Below are 13,163 nucleotides of genomic sequence, written 5' to 3' on the forward strand. Positions count from 1 at the left end.
TCACGTCAAGAACCCGAATCAACAGGAGGTTGTCATGAGGATCATCTGGTTTCGCCTGCGGTCGGCGATGAGCGGTCGTGCGAACGACGCGGGCATGTCCACTTCGGAATACGCCATGGGCACGATCGCGGCATGTGCATTCGCGGCGGTTCTGTACAAGGTGGTGACGAGTGACGTGGTCTCCACAGCACTTCAGTCGACCATCGGGAAGGCACTCGATGTGCCGTTCTGAGAAAAAGCACGGGGGACCGGGTGACCGGGGATATGTGACGGCCGAGGCCGCCCTGGTGATTCCCGCGCTGGTGCTCTTCGCGGCGCTGCTGGTGTGGGCGCTGATGGCGGCGGCCGCGCAGATCCGGTGTGTGGACGCGGCCCGGGCCGGAGCCCGGGCGGCGGCCCGCTCGGAGCCGCCGGGCGTGGCGGAGGCGGCGGCCCGGGCGGCCGCCCCGGCGGGGGCGGAGGTGGGGCTGGAGCGGGAGGGGGACCTGTGGCGGGTCCGGGTGTCGGCGCCGGCGCCGGGCCCGGGCGGGCTGCCGGTGCGGCTCGGGGCCCAGGCGGTGGCCCTGGCCGAGGACAGCGTGGGGCCGCCGCCATGAGCCGGGGTCGGGACCGGGGGTCGGCGACGGTGTGGGCCGCGCTGGTGGCGACGGTGCTGGGGGCGGTGTTCGGCGGGGTGCTGCTGCTCGGCCAGGCCGTGGTGGCCCGCCACCGTGCGGCGGCGGCTGCCGACCTGGCGGCCCTGGCGGCGGCTGCGACCTGGACCCACGGCCCCGAGGCCGCCTGCGCCGCGGCCCGCCGCGTCGCCGGGGCCCAGAGCGCGGCGGTGACCGCCTGCACCGTCCAGGGCGAGGTGGCCGAGGTGGCGGCCCGTCCCGCGACGGGCCCCTTCGCCCCGACGATCAGCACCCGAGCGGGCCCGCCCGTGCCCACCCCCGACCGGCGCCTGACCGAACCGGGGTTCTCGTACGAGGCGCTCAGGCAGGCGGGGCCTCGGACAGCAGGCGGGTGAGGAGGCGGATCGCGCCGCGTTTGTGGAGGGGGTCGTTGCCGTTGCCGCACTTGGGGGACTGGATGCAGGACGGGCAGCCGGCCTCGCATTCGCAGGCGGCGATCGCGTCGCGGGTCGCGGTCAGCCAGGCGCGGGCCGTGTGGAAGGCCCGCTCCGCGAAGCCGGCGCCGCCGGGGTGGCCGTCGTAGACGAACACGGTCGGGAGGAGGGTGTCGGGATGCAGCGGGACGGAGACCCCGCCGATGTCCCAGCGGTCGCAGGTGGCGAACAGCGGGAGCAGGCCGATGGAGGCGTGCTCGGCGGCGTGCAGGGCGCCGCCGAGGATCTCCGGGTTGATCCGGGCCTCGTCGAGCTGGTCCTCGGTCACCGTCCACCACACGGCCCTGGTGCGCAGGGTGCGCGGCGGCAGGTCCAGCTTGGCCTCGCCGAGCACCTCGCCGGTGATCAGTTTGCGGCGCAGGTACGAGACGACCTGGTTGGTCACCTCGACGGAGCCGAAGCAGAGCCGGGCCGGGCCCCACGGGATCTCGGTCTCGGTCTCCAGGACGGAGATGGAGGTGGTGTCGCGTGCGGTGGTCGAGAACGGCGGATCGGCCTCCTCGACCAGCGCCACCGAGTCCTCCAGGTCCAGCTGCTTCACCAGATAGGTGCGGCCCTGGTGGAGGTGGACCGCCCCTTCGTGGACGGAGGTGTGGGCCGCCGACTCGTCGACGGTGCCCAGCAGGCGCCCGGTGGCCGCCTCGACGATCTGCACCGGGTGGCCGCCCCCGCCGCGGATGTCGGTCAGGTCCGAGGCCCGCTCCCGGCGGGTCCAGTGCCAGGCCGTGGCCCGGCGGCGCAGCAGCTTGGCGGCCTCCAGCTGCGGGATCAGTTCAGCGGCCGCCGGGCCGAACAGGGCGAGGTCCGGCTCCGTCAGCGGGAGCTCGGCGGCGGCCGCGCACAGGTGCGGGGCCAGGACGTACGGGTTGTCCGGATCCAGCACCGTGGCCTCCACCGGCCGGCGGAACAGGGCATCCGGATGGTGGACCAGGTACGTGTCGAGCGGGTCGTCCCGGGCGATCAGCACGGCCAGGGCGCCCTGCCCCGAGCGCCCGGCCCGGCCCGCCTGCTGCCACAGGGAGGCCCGGGTGCCCGGGTACCCGGTGATCAGGACGGCGTCCAGCCCCGAGACGTCCACGCCCAGCTCCAGGGCGGTGGTGGCGGCCAGGCCGAGAAGCTCGCCGGAGTGCAGGGCCCGCTCCAGGGCCCGGCGCTCCTCGGGCAGGTAGCCGCCCCGGTAGGCCGCGACCCGCCGGGGCAGGGAACGGTCCACCTCGGCCAGCCGTTCCTGGGCGATCACCGAGATCAGCTCCGCGCCGCGCCGGGAGCGGACGAAGGCGACCGTACGGACCCCCTGGACGACCAGGTCGGTCAGCAGCTCGGCGGTCTCGGCCGTGGCGGTACGGCGCACCGGGGCGCCCTTCTCGCCCCGCAGGTCGGTCAGCGGCGGCTCCCACAGGGCGAAGACGACCTCGCCGCGGGGGGAGGCGTCGTCGGCGACCTCCACGACCGGCACGCCCGTCAGCCGGGACGCTGCGGCCGCCGGGTCGCTCGCGGTGGCCGAGGCCAGCAGGAAGACCGGATCGGCGCCGTAGCGGGCGCACAGCCGCCGCAGGCGGCGCAGTACCTGGGCCACGTGGGAGCCGAATACGCCCCGGTAGGTGTGGCACTCGTCGATGACCACGTAGCGCAGCGCGCGCAGGAAGGAGGACCAGCGGGGATGGGCGGGCAGGATCCCCCGGTGCAGCATGTCGGGGTTGGTGAGCACGTAGTTCGCGTACTGGCGCACCCATTCGCGTTCTTCCACCGGCGTGTCGCCGTCGTAGACCGCGGGCCGGATCGCGTTGCCCAGGGGCCCGGCCAGCTCTCGTACGGCGCGCCGCTGGTCGGCCGCCAGGGCCTTGGTCGGGGCCAGGTAGAGGGCGGTCGCACCCCTGCCGTTGGGGGCCTGCGCACCGTCCGCGAGGGCCGAGAGCACGGGCGCGAGGTAGGCCAGCGACTTGCCCGAGGCGGTCCCGGTGGCGACGACCACCGACTCGCCGTCCAGAGCGTGCTCGGCGGCCGCGGCCTGGTGCTCCCACGGATGTTCGATGCCCGCTGCCCGGATCGCGGCTACGACATCCGTTCGGATGCGGTCGGGCCAGACTGCATGACGGCCCTCCCGAGGGGGCAAGTGCTCCGTATGGGTGATGCGCGCAGCTCGAGAAGGCCCCCGTGAGAGCCGGTCCAGAACCGTGCCGGGGGTGGGTCGAGGGTCCTCGGGTGCCGTGGGCCGACCGGGACGGTGAGTATTGGCCATTGGAACCGAGTGTGTCACCGGCGTGCGGGACAATGGTCGGAAGGCGTCGTGCGCGCCTGCCGGTAAGTGATTGAATGCCATTGCGGCAGCCAATCCCTCCCCTGCCTACGGGTGGGGAGGCCCCTGGGGGGCGCCGCTCGATAGCAAGGTGCTGGAGGATCCGTGGACCTGTCCCTGTCGACTCGCACTGTCGGCGACCGCACGGTCGTGGAGGTCGGTGGCGAGATTGATGTGTATACCGCGCCCAAGCTGCGCGAGCAGTTGGTCGAGTTGGTGAACGACGGCAGCTACCACCTGGTTGTCGACATGGAGCGAGTGGACTTCCTCGACTCCACCGGGCTTGGTGTGCTCGTGGGAGGTCTCAAGCGCGTCCGTGCACACGAGGGCTCGCTGCGTCTGGTGTGCAACCAGGAGCGCATCCTGAAGATTTTCCGCATCACCGGCCTGACGAAGGTCTTCCCGATCCACACGACGGTGGAAGACGCCGTCGCAGCCACCGACTGACGGTTTCACCCTCTGCGGCGCCGCGAGGCGCCGCGGGGGGACCCGAAGAGGAGCGGGGGCGCGGGCCGACAGCGGTCCGGGCCCCTGTAAGGCACGCCCGTAGTCCGAGGGGGACGCGCATGGCCACCGTTGAACTGCGCTTCAGCGCCCAGCCCGAACACGTCCGGACGGCCCGCCTCGTCGCGGCCGCCGTGGCGCGGCGGGCCGGCGTGGACGAAGCCGTGCTCGACGAGGTCCGCCTCGCCGTGGGCGAGGCCTGCTCGCGCGCCGTCGGTCTGCATCTCAGCAACGGGCTGACCGCGCCCGTCCGGGTGGTCCTGACCGAGGAGGAGAAGCTGTTCTCCATCGAGGTCGGCGACGAGGTGCCCGGACCGGCCGGCGGCCCGGAGGGCGCCGTGCCCGGCATCGACGCCGCCCTGGACCCGGACACCGACACCGAGGACGAGATGGGCCTCGCGGTGATCAGCGGGCTCGTCGACGACGTCGAGGTGACGAGCGGGGAGGCGGGCGGGACCATCCGGATGAGCTGGCCCGTGTCCGGCGGGTCCGATCTCCCGTAGTCCCACCGGTTCGGAGATTCTTCCGATCTTCATCAAGGCCCTGCTGAGCAGGGCCTTTTTTCATACTCCCGCGGCATTTCCTAGATCAATGATCAGGCGTCAATGCCTTTGCCCCATTACTTCTTTCGGGGGGTAGTGGAGTGACGCGATCTATTGCTGAGGAGCAAGAGCAGGCCAATTCCGTTTCCTGCGCACTGTTTTGATCGGGAAGAGCTACCTACAATCCGTCCACATCTTGAGCTCATCACGTCAAGGAGGACGAATGACGGGGCTCTTCACCCCCAACGCGCCGATCGGAAACTCCGATCTGGCAGCAGCCGTACTCACCGATGACAATCGGCTCATCGTCATGGTGATCGCGGCCGTGGCACTTGCCGCACTCGTCGTCGCGCAGATCCTGGTCCGCCAGGTTCTCGCCGCGGACGAGGGAACCGACAGCATGAAGAAAATCGCCGCCGCGGTCCAGGAAGGCGCCAACGCCTACCTCGGCCGGCAGCTGCGCACCCTCGGGATCTTCGCCGTCGTCGTGTTCTTCCTGCTCTTCCTGCTCCCCGCCGACGACTGGACCCAGCGGGCGGGACGTTCCGCCTTCTTCCTCGTGGGCGCCATCTTCTCGGCGGCCACCGGCTACATCGGCATGCGCCTCGCGGTCCGAGCCAACGTGCGCGTCGCCGCCGCCGCGCGCGAGGCCACCCCCGCCGAGGGCGAGCCCGCCAAGGACCTCACCGACGTCTCGCACAAGGCCATGCGGATCGCCTTCCGCACCGGCGGCGTCGTCGGCATGTTCACCGTCGGCCTCGGCCTGTTCGGCGCCTCCTGCGTCGTCCTGGTCTACGCCGCCGACGCCCCCAAGGTCCTGGAGGGCTTCGGCCTCGGCGCCGCCCTGATCGCGATGTTCATGCGCGTCGGCGGCGGCATCTTCACCAAGGCCGCCGACGTCGGCGCCGACCTGGTCGGCAAGGTCGAGCAGGGCATTCCGGAGGACGACCCGCGCAATGCCGCGACCATCGCCGACAATGTGGGCGACAACGTCGGCGACTGCGCCGGTATGGCGGCCGACCTCTTCGAGTCGTACGCCGTCACCCTCGTGGCCGCGCTGATCCTCGGCAAGGCCGCCTTCGGCGACCTCGGCCTCGCCTTCCCGCTGATCGTCCCCGCGATCGGCGTCATCACCGCCATGATCGGCATCTTCGCGGTCTCCCCGCGCCGCTCCGACCGGAGCGGAATGACGGCCATCAACCGCGGCTTCTTCATCTCCGCCGTGATCTCGCTGATCCTGGTAGCGATCGCCGTCTTCGTCTACCTGCCGTCCAGCTACAAGGACCTCCTCGGCGTCGAGAACCCCGCGATCACCAACCACTCCGGCGACCCGCGCATCCTGGCGCTCGTCGCCGTGGCGATCGGCATCCTGCTCGCGGCCCTGATCCAGCAGCTGACCGGCTACTTCACCGAGACCAACCGCCGTCCCGTCCGGGACATCGGCAAGTCCTCCCTGACCGGCGCGGCCACCGTCGTCCTCGCCGGCATCTCCGTCGGCCTGGAGTCCGCCGTCTACACGGCGCTGCTCATCGGCCTCGGCGTGTACGGGGCGTTCCTGCTCGGCGGCACGTCGATCCTGCTCGCGCTCTTCGCCGTGGCCCTGGCCGGCACCGGCCTGCTCACCACCGTCGGCGTCATCGTCGCCATGGACACCTTCGGGCCCGTCTCCGACAACGCCCAGGGCATCGCCGAGATGTCCGGCGACGTCGAGGGCGCCGGTGCGCAGGTCCTGACCGACCTCGACGCCGTGGGCAACACCACCAAGGCCATCACCAAGGGCATCGCCATCGCCACGGCCGTGCTCGCCGCGGCGGCGCTCTTCGGCTCGTACAACGACGCGATCGCCACCGCGGTCAAGGAGGTCGGCGCCAAGGCCGGGGAGATGAACCTCAGCCTGGACATCGCACAGCCCAACAACCTCGTCGGGCTGATCCTGGGCGCGGCGGTCGTGTTCCTGTTCTCCGGCCTCGCCATCAACGCCGTCTCCCGCTCCGCGGGCGCCGTCGTCTACGAGGTGCGCCGCCAGTTCCGCGAGCACCCCGGGATCATGGACTACTCCGAGAAGCCCGAGTACGGGCGCGTCGTCGACATCTGCACCAAGGACGCGCTGCGCGAGCTCGCCACCCCCGGCCTGCTCGCGGTCCTCACCCCGATCGCCGTCGGGTTCTCGCTCGGCGTCGGCGCGCTCGGCTCGTTCCTCGCGGGCGCCATCGGCACCGGCACCCTGATGGCGGTCTTCCTTGCCAACTCCGGCGGCGCGTGGGACAACGCGAAGAAGCTCGTCGAGGACGGCCACCACGGCGGCAAGGGCAGCGAGGCCCACGCGGCCGTCGTCATCGGTGACACGGTCGGCGACCCGTTCAAGGACACCGCCGGGCCCGCGATCAACCCGCTCCTCAAGGTCATGAACCTGGTGGCGCTGCTGATCGCCCCGGCGGTCGTGCAGTTCAGCTACGGCCCCGACACGAGCGCCACCGTGCGCGCGATCGTCGCGGCCCTGGCCATCGCCGTCATCATCGGCGCGGTGTACATCTCCAAGCGCCGCGGCATCACGGTCGGGGACGACAGCGAAGGCGAGGGCGCGCCCGCCGAGCGGGTGGCCCAGCAGGCCGATCCCGCGGCGGTTTCCTGACCCGAGGGGTGACCCTCACAGGGACCTGTGGGCCGACCGGCCCGAGGACTCGAAGATACGACCGAACGGCGGACAGGCGGCGCGGACTGACGCGCCGTCTGTCCGCCTTTCTGCGTGCCCGGATGGCGGGCGTGTATCTTCCGGGCCGAGAGCCTTCGAAGGGACCAATCCGGTGAACAAGAAGTTTGCGGCCGCAGTGTCCGGCGGTGCGGTACTGATGCTCGTGCTGTCCGGCTGTGGCGGCGATGAGACGGACGACAAGGCCAACGCCTGGGCCAAGAAGGTCTGCGACAAGTGGCAGCCGGAGCTGAAGAAGATCGAGACCGCCAACGCGGACATCAAGCGGGTGGCGACCGAGAGCAGCAAGCCCGAAGAAGTGCAGACGACCGACTCGGCGGCGTTCGGCACCATGTCCGCGTCGTACAAGGCGATGGGGACCGCCCTGCAGGAGGGGGGAGTTCCGCCGGTCAAGGACGGCCAGACGACGCAGGGCACGGCGATCAAGGGCTTCGAGGAATCGTCCAAGGGCTACGCCGACCTGAAGGCGAAGATGGAAGGCCTGGACCCGAAGGACCAGACGAAGTTCGCCGAGGGCCTCAAGGAAGTGGCCGGCGGACTCGAAGCGGCCACTCAGGGCGGCAAGAACGCGCTCAGCACGCTCAAGGCCGGCGGCCTGGACAAGGCGATGAACAGCCAGAAGGGCTGCCAGGTCGCGGCGCCGTCGCCGTCGGCGAAGTGAGGTAGCCCGCGGGCGCCGTTGCCGGCGGACGCGGCAGCGGTACGCGGACCAGGGCGGCCGGATTCCGAGGAACCCGGCCGCCCTGGCGCATGCATCGTCGGCATCAGCGGCCGCGCGGCATACGCATCGGCGGCGGCAGCCGACACAATGGACCGGTGAGTACCACCAGCCTTCCCTCGCCCGACCGCGCCGCCGAACTCCGCACGGCCCTGCTCGCCGCCGGCTTTACCGCCGACGGCCTGCTCGACCTGCTCGGCGCCCCCGCCTACGCCGCGCTGGCCCGCAGCGAGACGGTCCCCGCCCTGCGCGCCACGCGCGGCTCCGGCGACGGCCCGCTCGCGAGCCTGGTCCGGCTGTTCCTGCTCCAGCAGCCGGAGCCGTACGAGAACGCCGCCCGGGCGCTGCCCGTCGAAGCGGCGCTGGCCGACGGATGGCTGCGCCGGGAGGGCGATGAGCTGCACGCCACCGTCGACGTGCGCCCGTACGGCGGACCCGACGGCGAGGACTGGTTCATCGTCTCCGACCTCGGCTGCGCCGTCGGCGGCGCCGGCGGGATCGGCAGCCGCGAGGAGGGGGTCGTCCTCGGCGTCGGCGGGGCGTCCACCACCCTGGCCGGGATCACCGTCCGCACCCCGGTCGGCAGCGCCCTCGACCTCGGCACCGGATCCGGCATCCAGGCCCTGCACGCCGCCCGGCACGCCACCCGGGTCACCGCCACCGACGTCAACCCCCGGGCCCTGGAGTTCACCCGGCTGACCCTGGCGCTGTCCGGCGCCCAGGAGGCCGAGCTGCTCTTGGGGTCGCTGTTCGAGCCGGTCGGCGAGGCCACGTACGACCTGATCGTGTCGAATCCGCCGTTCGTGATCTCTCCCGGCGCCCGGCTGACGTACCGCGACGGCGGGATGGGCGGCGACGACCTGTGCCGGACCCTCGTCCAGGAGGCCGGCGCGCACCTCAACCCGGGCGGGTACGCGCAGTTCCTCGGCAACTGGCAGCACGTGGAGGGCGAGGACTGGCACGACCGGGTCCGCGCCTGGGTGCCGCGCGGCTGCGACGCCTGGATCGTGCAGCGTGACGTGCAGGACGTCACGCAGTACGCGGAGCTGTGGCTGCGCGACGCGGGCGACCACCGCACCGACCCCGCCGAGTACGCGCGGCGGTACGAGGACTGGCTGGACGAGTTCGAGGCCCGCAAGACCAAGGCCGTCGGCTTCGGGTGGATCACGCTGCGCCGCAGCGACGTGGCGGAGCCCTCCGTCGTGGTCGAGGAGTGGCCGCACTCGGTGGAGCAGCCGCTCGGCGACGCCGTCGTGGCCCACTTCGCCCGGCAGGACTACCTGCGCGACCACGACGACGCGGCCCTGCTGGAGGCCCGCTTCGTGCTGGCGGCGGAGGTCGTCCAGGAGCAGGTCGGCGCGCCCGGCGCGGAGGACCCGGAGCACGTGGTGCTCCGGCAGAACCGCGGGATGCGGCGGGCGACCAAGGTCGACACGGTCGGGGCGGGCTTCGCCGGAGTGTGTGACGGCTCACTCACGGCGGGCCGGATCCTGGACGCGATCGCGCACCTGGTGCAGGAGGATCCCGTCGTGCTGCGGGACCGGACTCCGGAGGCGATCCGGGTCCTGGTCGAGCAGGGATTCCTGGAGCCGGCCGAAGGCTGACCGGCCCCCCCGGTCGGCCCCCGGCCGTCCCTTCCGCCGGCCACTCCACCGGTCGCCTCGGCGGCCCGGTCGGCGGTCTCGTCCGAGGCGTCCGGCCGTGGCCGAAACCGTCATGTAACCCGGGGTTCGCAGGCCGTTACGCAGCGCGTGGGAGGCTCTCGCGCAGGGGTACGGCCGCGAGCCGGCCACGGGGATCCGGAGGGATCCGTACGGGACCCGGAGAGCGGCCCGTGAGCAGGCGGGAGTAAGGGGGGAACGGCATGGAGAGCGGTCCGGCGATCTTCGCGGCGACCGTGTTCCTGCTGTTCGGAACGGCTCTGCTGGGCTGGACGGGGGCGTGCGCGGCGCGCCGGGCGCCAGTGGCTGATGGTGTGCGCCCCGCGGTGGCCGTTCCGCTGGCGCTCCTCGCGTCCGGGACCTCCCTGGCGCTCGGAGTCTGGTGCCTCGTACGACGGTGACCGCGGGCCCGGTCGCGAACCTGATCAGAGCCTGATCAGAGGCCCGGCGACCGACCGGTCACCGGCGCGCCGACCCGCGCGGATGTGCGTCGTGAACAGGACGTCAGAGGGGGTGCGGGGGCGGGGCCAGACGGCCCCCTGGCCACTCGGCCCGGTGATCGCTACGGGTCCGGCGCGGTATCCGGGCGGCAGAAATGGCACTTGTCGGGTTACCGTTCGAGTGGCCGTTGCGGGCTTCTGCCGTTTGACACGGGGGCGGGTTGTACCGTCACACTCCGCAGCGTCGCCGTACCGCGACCGAGTGCCGACCGGAGAGAAGAGCCAAGTTGTCCCCGACTAGCGAGACCGCAAAGGGCGGCCGCCGACTCGTCATCGTCGAGTCCCCTGCCAAGGCGAAGACGATCAAGGGCTACCTCGGCCCGGGATACGTCGTCGAGGCGAGCGTCGGGCACATTCGCGACCTCCCGAACGGCGCCGCCGAGGTCCCCGACAAGTACACGGGCGAGGTCCGCCGCCTCGGCGTGGACGTCGAACACGACTTCCAGCCGATCTACGTCGTCAATGCCGACAAGAAGGCCCAGGTCAGGAAGCTCAAGGAGCTGCTGGCCGAGTCCGACGAACTCTTCCTCGCCACCGATGAGGACCGCGAGGGCGAAGCCATCGCGTGGCACCTGCAGGAAGTCCTCAAGCCCAAGGTCCCCGTCCACCGGATGGTCTTCCACGAGATCACCAAGGACGCGATCCGCGACGCCGTCGCCAACCCGCGCGAGCTGAACCAGCGCATGGTCGACGCCCAGGAGACCCGCCGCATCCTCGACCGCCTCTACGGCTACGAGGTCTCGCCGGTCCTGTGGAAGAAGGTCATGCCGAGGCTGTCGGCAGGCCGCGTCCAGTCCGTGGCCACCCGCCTCGTCGTCGAGCGGGAGCGCGAGCGCATCGCCTTCCGCTCCGCCGAGTACTGGGACCTGACCGGAACCTTCTCCACCGGCCGCGCCGGTGACGCCTCCGACCCCTCGACGCTCGTCGCCCGCCTGAACACGGTGGACGGCAAGCGCGTCGCTCAGGGCCGCGACTTCGGCTCGACCGGGCAGCTCAAGAGCGAGGTGCTGCACCTCGACGAGGCGAACGCGCGGGCGCTGGCCGCCGCGCTGGCGGACACCTCGTTCGCCGTCCGCTCGGTCGAGTCCAAGCCGTACCGCCGCTCCCCGTACGCCCCGTTCCGCACGACGACCCTCCAGCAGGAGGCCTCGCGCAAGCTGGGCTTCGGCGCGAAGGCGACGATGCAAGTGGCGCAGAAGCTGTACGAGAACGGCTTCATCACCTACATGCGTACGGACTCCACCACGCTCTCCGACACCGCGGTGTCGGCGGCGCGGGCGCAGGTCACGCAGCTCTACGGCGCCGACTACCTGCCGGAGAAGCCGCGCGTCTACGCGGGGAAGGTCAAGAACGCGCAGGAGGCGCACGAGGCGATCCGCCCCTCGGGTGATCGTTTCCGCACCCCGGCCGAGACGGGTCTGACCGGCGACCAGTTCCGCCTGTACGAGCTCATCTGGAAGCGGACCGTCGCCTCCCAGATGAAGGACGCGGTCGGCAACTCGGTCACCGTCAAGATCGGCGGCCGCGCGTCGGACGGCCGCGATGCCGAGTTCACCGCCTCCGGCAAGACGATCACCTTCCACGGGTTCATGAAGGCGTACGTCGAGGGCGCGGACGACCCGAACGCCGAGCTCGACGACCGCGAGAAGCGGCTGCCGCAGGTCGCGGAGGGCGACGCGCTGTCGGCCGAGGAGATCACGGCGGACGGCCACTCGACCAAGCCGCCGGCCCGCTACACCGAGGCCTCGCTGGTCAAGGAGCTGGAGGAGCGGGAGATCGGCCGCCCGTCGACGTACGCGTCGATCATCGGCACGATCCTGGACCGCGGATACGTCTTCAAGAAGGGCACGGCGCTCGTGCCGTCCTTCCTGTCGTTCGCCGTGGTCAACCTGCTGGAGACGCACTTCGGGCGGCTCGTCGACTACGACTTCACCGCGAAGATGGAGGACGACCTCGACCGCATCGCGCGGGGCGAGGCCCAGTCCGTGCCGTGGCTGAAGCGGTTCTACTTCGGCTCCGAGGACGCGTCGGAGGTCGTACCGGCCGACGGCGACCACCTCGGCGGCCTGAAGGAGCTGGTCACGGACCTCGGCGCGATCGACGCCCGGGAGATCTCCTCCTTCCCGGTCGGCGAGAGCATCGTGCTGCGCGTCGGCCGCTACGGGCCGTACGTCGAGCGCGGGGAGAAGGACGCGGAGGGCCACCAGCGGGCCGACGTGCCGGACGACCTGGCGCCGGACGAGCTGACCGTCGAGTACGCGGAGGAGCTCTTCGCGAAGCCGAGCGGCGAGTTCGAGCTGGGCAAGGACCCGGTGAGCGGGAACGAAATCGTCGCGAAGGACGGTCGTTACGGGCCGTACGTGACGGAGATCCTGCCCGAGGGCACGCCGAAGACGGGCAAGAACGCGGTGAAGCCGCGGACGGCCTCGCTGTTCAAGTCGATGAGCCTCGACACGGTCACGCTGGACGACGCGCTGCGCCTGATGTCCCTCCCCCGGGTCGTGGGCGCGGACGCGGAGGGCGTGGAGATCACGGCCCAGAACGGCCGCTACGGCCCGTACCTGAAGAAGGGCACGGACTCGCGGTCGCTGGAGACCGAGGACCAGCTGTTCTCGATCACCCTGGACGAGGCGCTCGCGATCTACGCCCAGCCGAAGCAGCGGGGGCGCGCCGCGGCGAAGCCGCCGCTGAAGGAGCTGGGCACGGACCCGGTCAGCGAGAAGCCGGTGGTGGTCAAGGACGGCCGCTTCGGTCCGTACGTGACGGACGGCGAGACGAACGCGACGCTGCGGCGGGACGACGACGTCGAGACGATCACGCCGGAGCGCGGCTACGAGCTGCTGGCGGAGAAGCGCGCGAAGGCCCCGGCCAAGAAGACGGCGAAGAAGGCCCCGGCCAAGAAGGCGCCCGCGAAGAAGGCCACGGCGACGAAGACCGCCGCGGCGAAGAAGACGACGACGGCGAAGAAGACCGCCGCGAAGAAGACGACGACGGCCAAGAAGACGGTCGCGAAGAAGGCGGCCGCGTCCGCCCCGTCGTCGGACGACTAGCAGGGCAGGGGTGTTCCGGGCCCGTGCGCAATCGCACGGGCCCGGCGCCGTCCGGCCGAAGTGGGGCCGGGGTC

General features: G+C 71.6%; 11 protein-coding genes. 10 read left to right on the plus strand and 1 reads right to left on the minus strand.

Annotated features, from left to right (window positions below; translation table 11 throughout):
- Positions 1-34 precede the first annotated feature (34 nt).
- The 3 genes from OG509_RS20800 to OG509_RS20810 are packed head-to-tail and all read left to right on the plus strand — an operon-like array spanning position 35 to position 1,009.
- Complete coding sequence (locus OG509_RS20800; RefSeq protein ID WP_327132988.1) at positions 35-232, plus strand: DUF4244 domain-containing protein; 198 nt, start codon at positions 35-37, stop codon at positions 230-232.
- On the plus strand, positions 219-596 hold the full coding sequence (locus OG509_RS20805) for a TadE family type IV pilus minor pilin (protein WP_403733385.1): 378 nt from the start codon (positions 219-221) through the stop codon (positions 594-596). The genes OG509_RS20800 and OG509_RS20805 overlap by 14 nt, the downstream gene beginning before the upstream one ends.
- The gene (locus OG509_RS20810; protein WP_406183951.1) at positions 593-1,009 is read left to right on the plus strand and encodes an Rv3654c family TadE-like protein; all 417 of its coding nucleotides are present in this window, start codon (positions 593-595) and stop codon (positions 1,007-1,009) included. Before OG509_RS20805 ends, OG509_RS20810 begins: the two co-directional genes overlap by 4 nt.
- Here OG509_RS20810 and OG509_RS20815 read toward each other — a convergent pair.
- Positions 975-3,428: a DEAD/DEAH box helicase gene (locus tag OG509_RS20815; protein ID WP_406183953.1), complete on the minus strand. Its 2,454-nt coding sequence runs from the start codon at positions 3,426-3,428 to the stop codon at positions 975-977. The genes OG509_RS20810 and OG509_RS20815 overlap by 35 nt on opposite strands.
- Positions 3,429-3,509: 81 nt before the next feature.
- Here OG509_RS20815 and bldG point away from each other — a divergent pair, with 81 nt between their 5' ends.
- The 7 genes from bldG (at position 3,510) to topA (ending at position 13,089) form a co-directional block, all read left to right on the plus strand.
- Positions 3,510-3,851, plus strand: coding sequence for an anti-sigma factor antagonist BldG (gene bldG / locus OG509_RS20820; RefSeq protein ID WP_030152678.1), 342 nt, complete (start codon positions 3,510-3,512; stop codon positions 3,849-3,851).
- Between the two features lie 119 nt (positions 3,852-3,970).
- The gene (locus OG509_RS20825) at positions 3,971-4,411 is read left to right on the plus strand and encodes an ATP-binding protein (protein WP_385573631.1); all 441 of its coding nucleotides are present in this window, start codon (positions 3,971-3,973) and stop codon (positions 4,409-4,411) included.
- Positions 4,412-4,673: 262 nt separating this feature from the next.
- Positions 4,674-7,082: a sodium-translocating pyrophosphatase gene (locus OG509_RS20830; protein ID WP_406183956.1), complete on the plus strand. Its 2,409-nt coding sequence runs from the start codon at positions 4,674-4,676 to the stop codon at positions 7,080-7,082.
- A 172-nt stretch (positions 7,083-7,254) separates the two neighbouring features.
- Positions 7,255-7,821, plus strand: a complete 567-nt coding sequence (locus tag OG509_RS20835; protein WP_406183957.1) for a small secreted protein — start codon at positions 7,255-7,257, stop codon at positions 7,819-7,821.
- A gap of 155 nt (positions 7,822-7,976) precedes the next feature.
- Entirely contained in the window at positions 7,977-9,482 is a 1,506-nt protein-coding gene (locus OG509_RS20840; protein ID WP_406183959.1) for a methyltransferase, read from the plus strand.
- Between the two features lie 260 nt (positions 9,483-9,742).
- Positions 9,743-9,940, plus strand: a complete 198-nt coding sequence (locus OG509_RS20845; RefSeq protein WP_385573619.1) for a hypothetical protein — start codon at positions 9,743-9,745, stop codon at positions 9,938-9,940.
- 326 nt (positions 9,941-10,266) lie between these two features.
- Positions 10,267-13,089, plus strand: coding sequence for a type I DNA topoisomerase (topA, locus tag OG509_RS20850; protein WP_406183961.1), 2,823 nt, complete (start codon positions 10,267-10,269; stop codon positions 13,087-13,089).
- The last annotated feature ends 74 nt before the right edge of the window (positions 13,090-13,163 follow it).

The sequence above is a fragment of the Streptomyces sp. NBC_01006 genome, assembly GCF_045162725.1.
GTDB lineage: Bacteria > Actinomycetota > Actinomycetes > Streptomycetales > Streptomycetaceae > Streptomyces.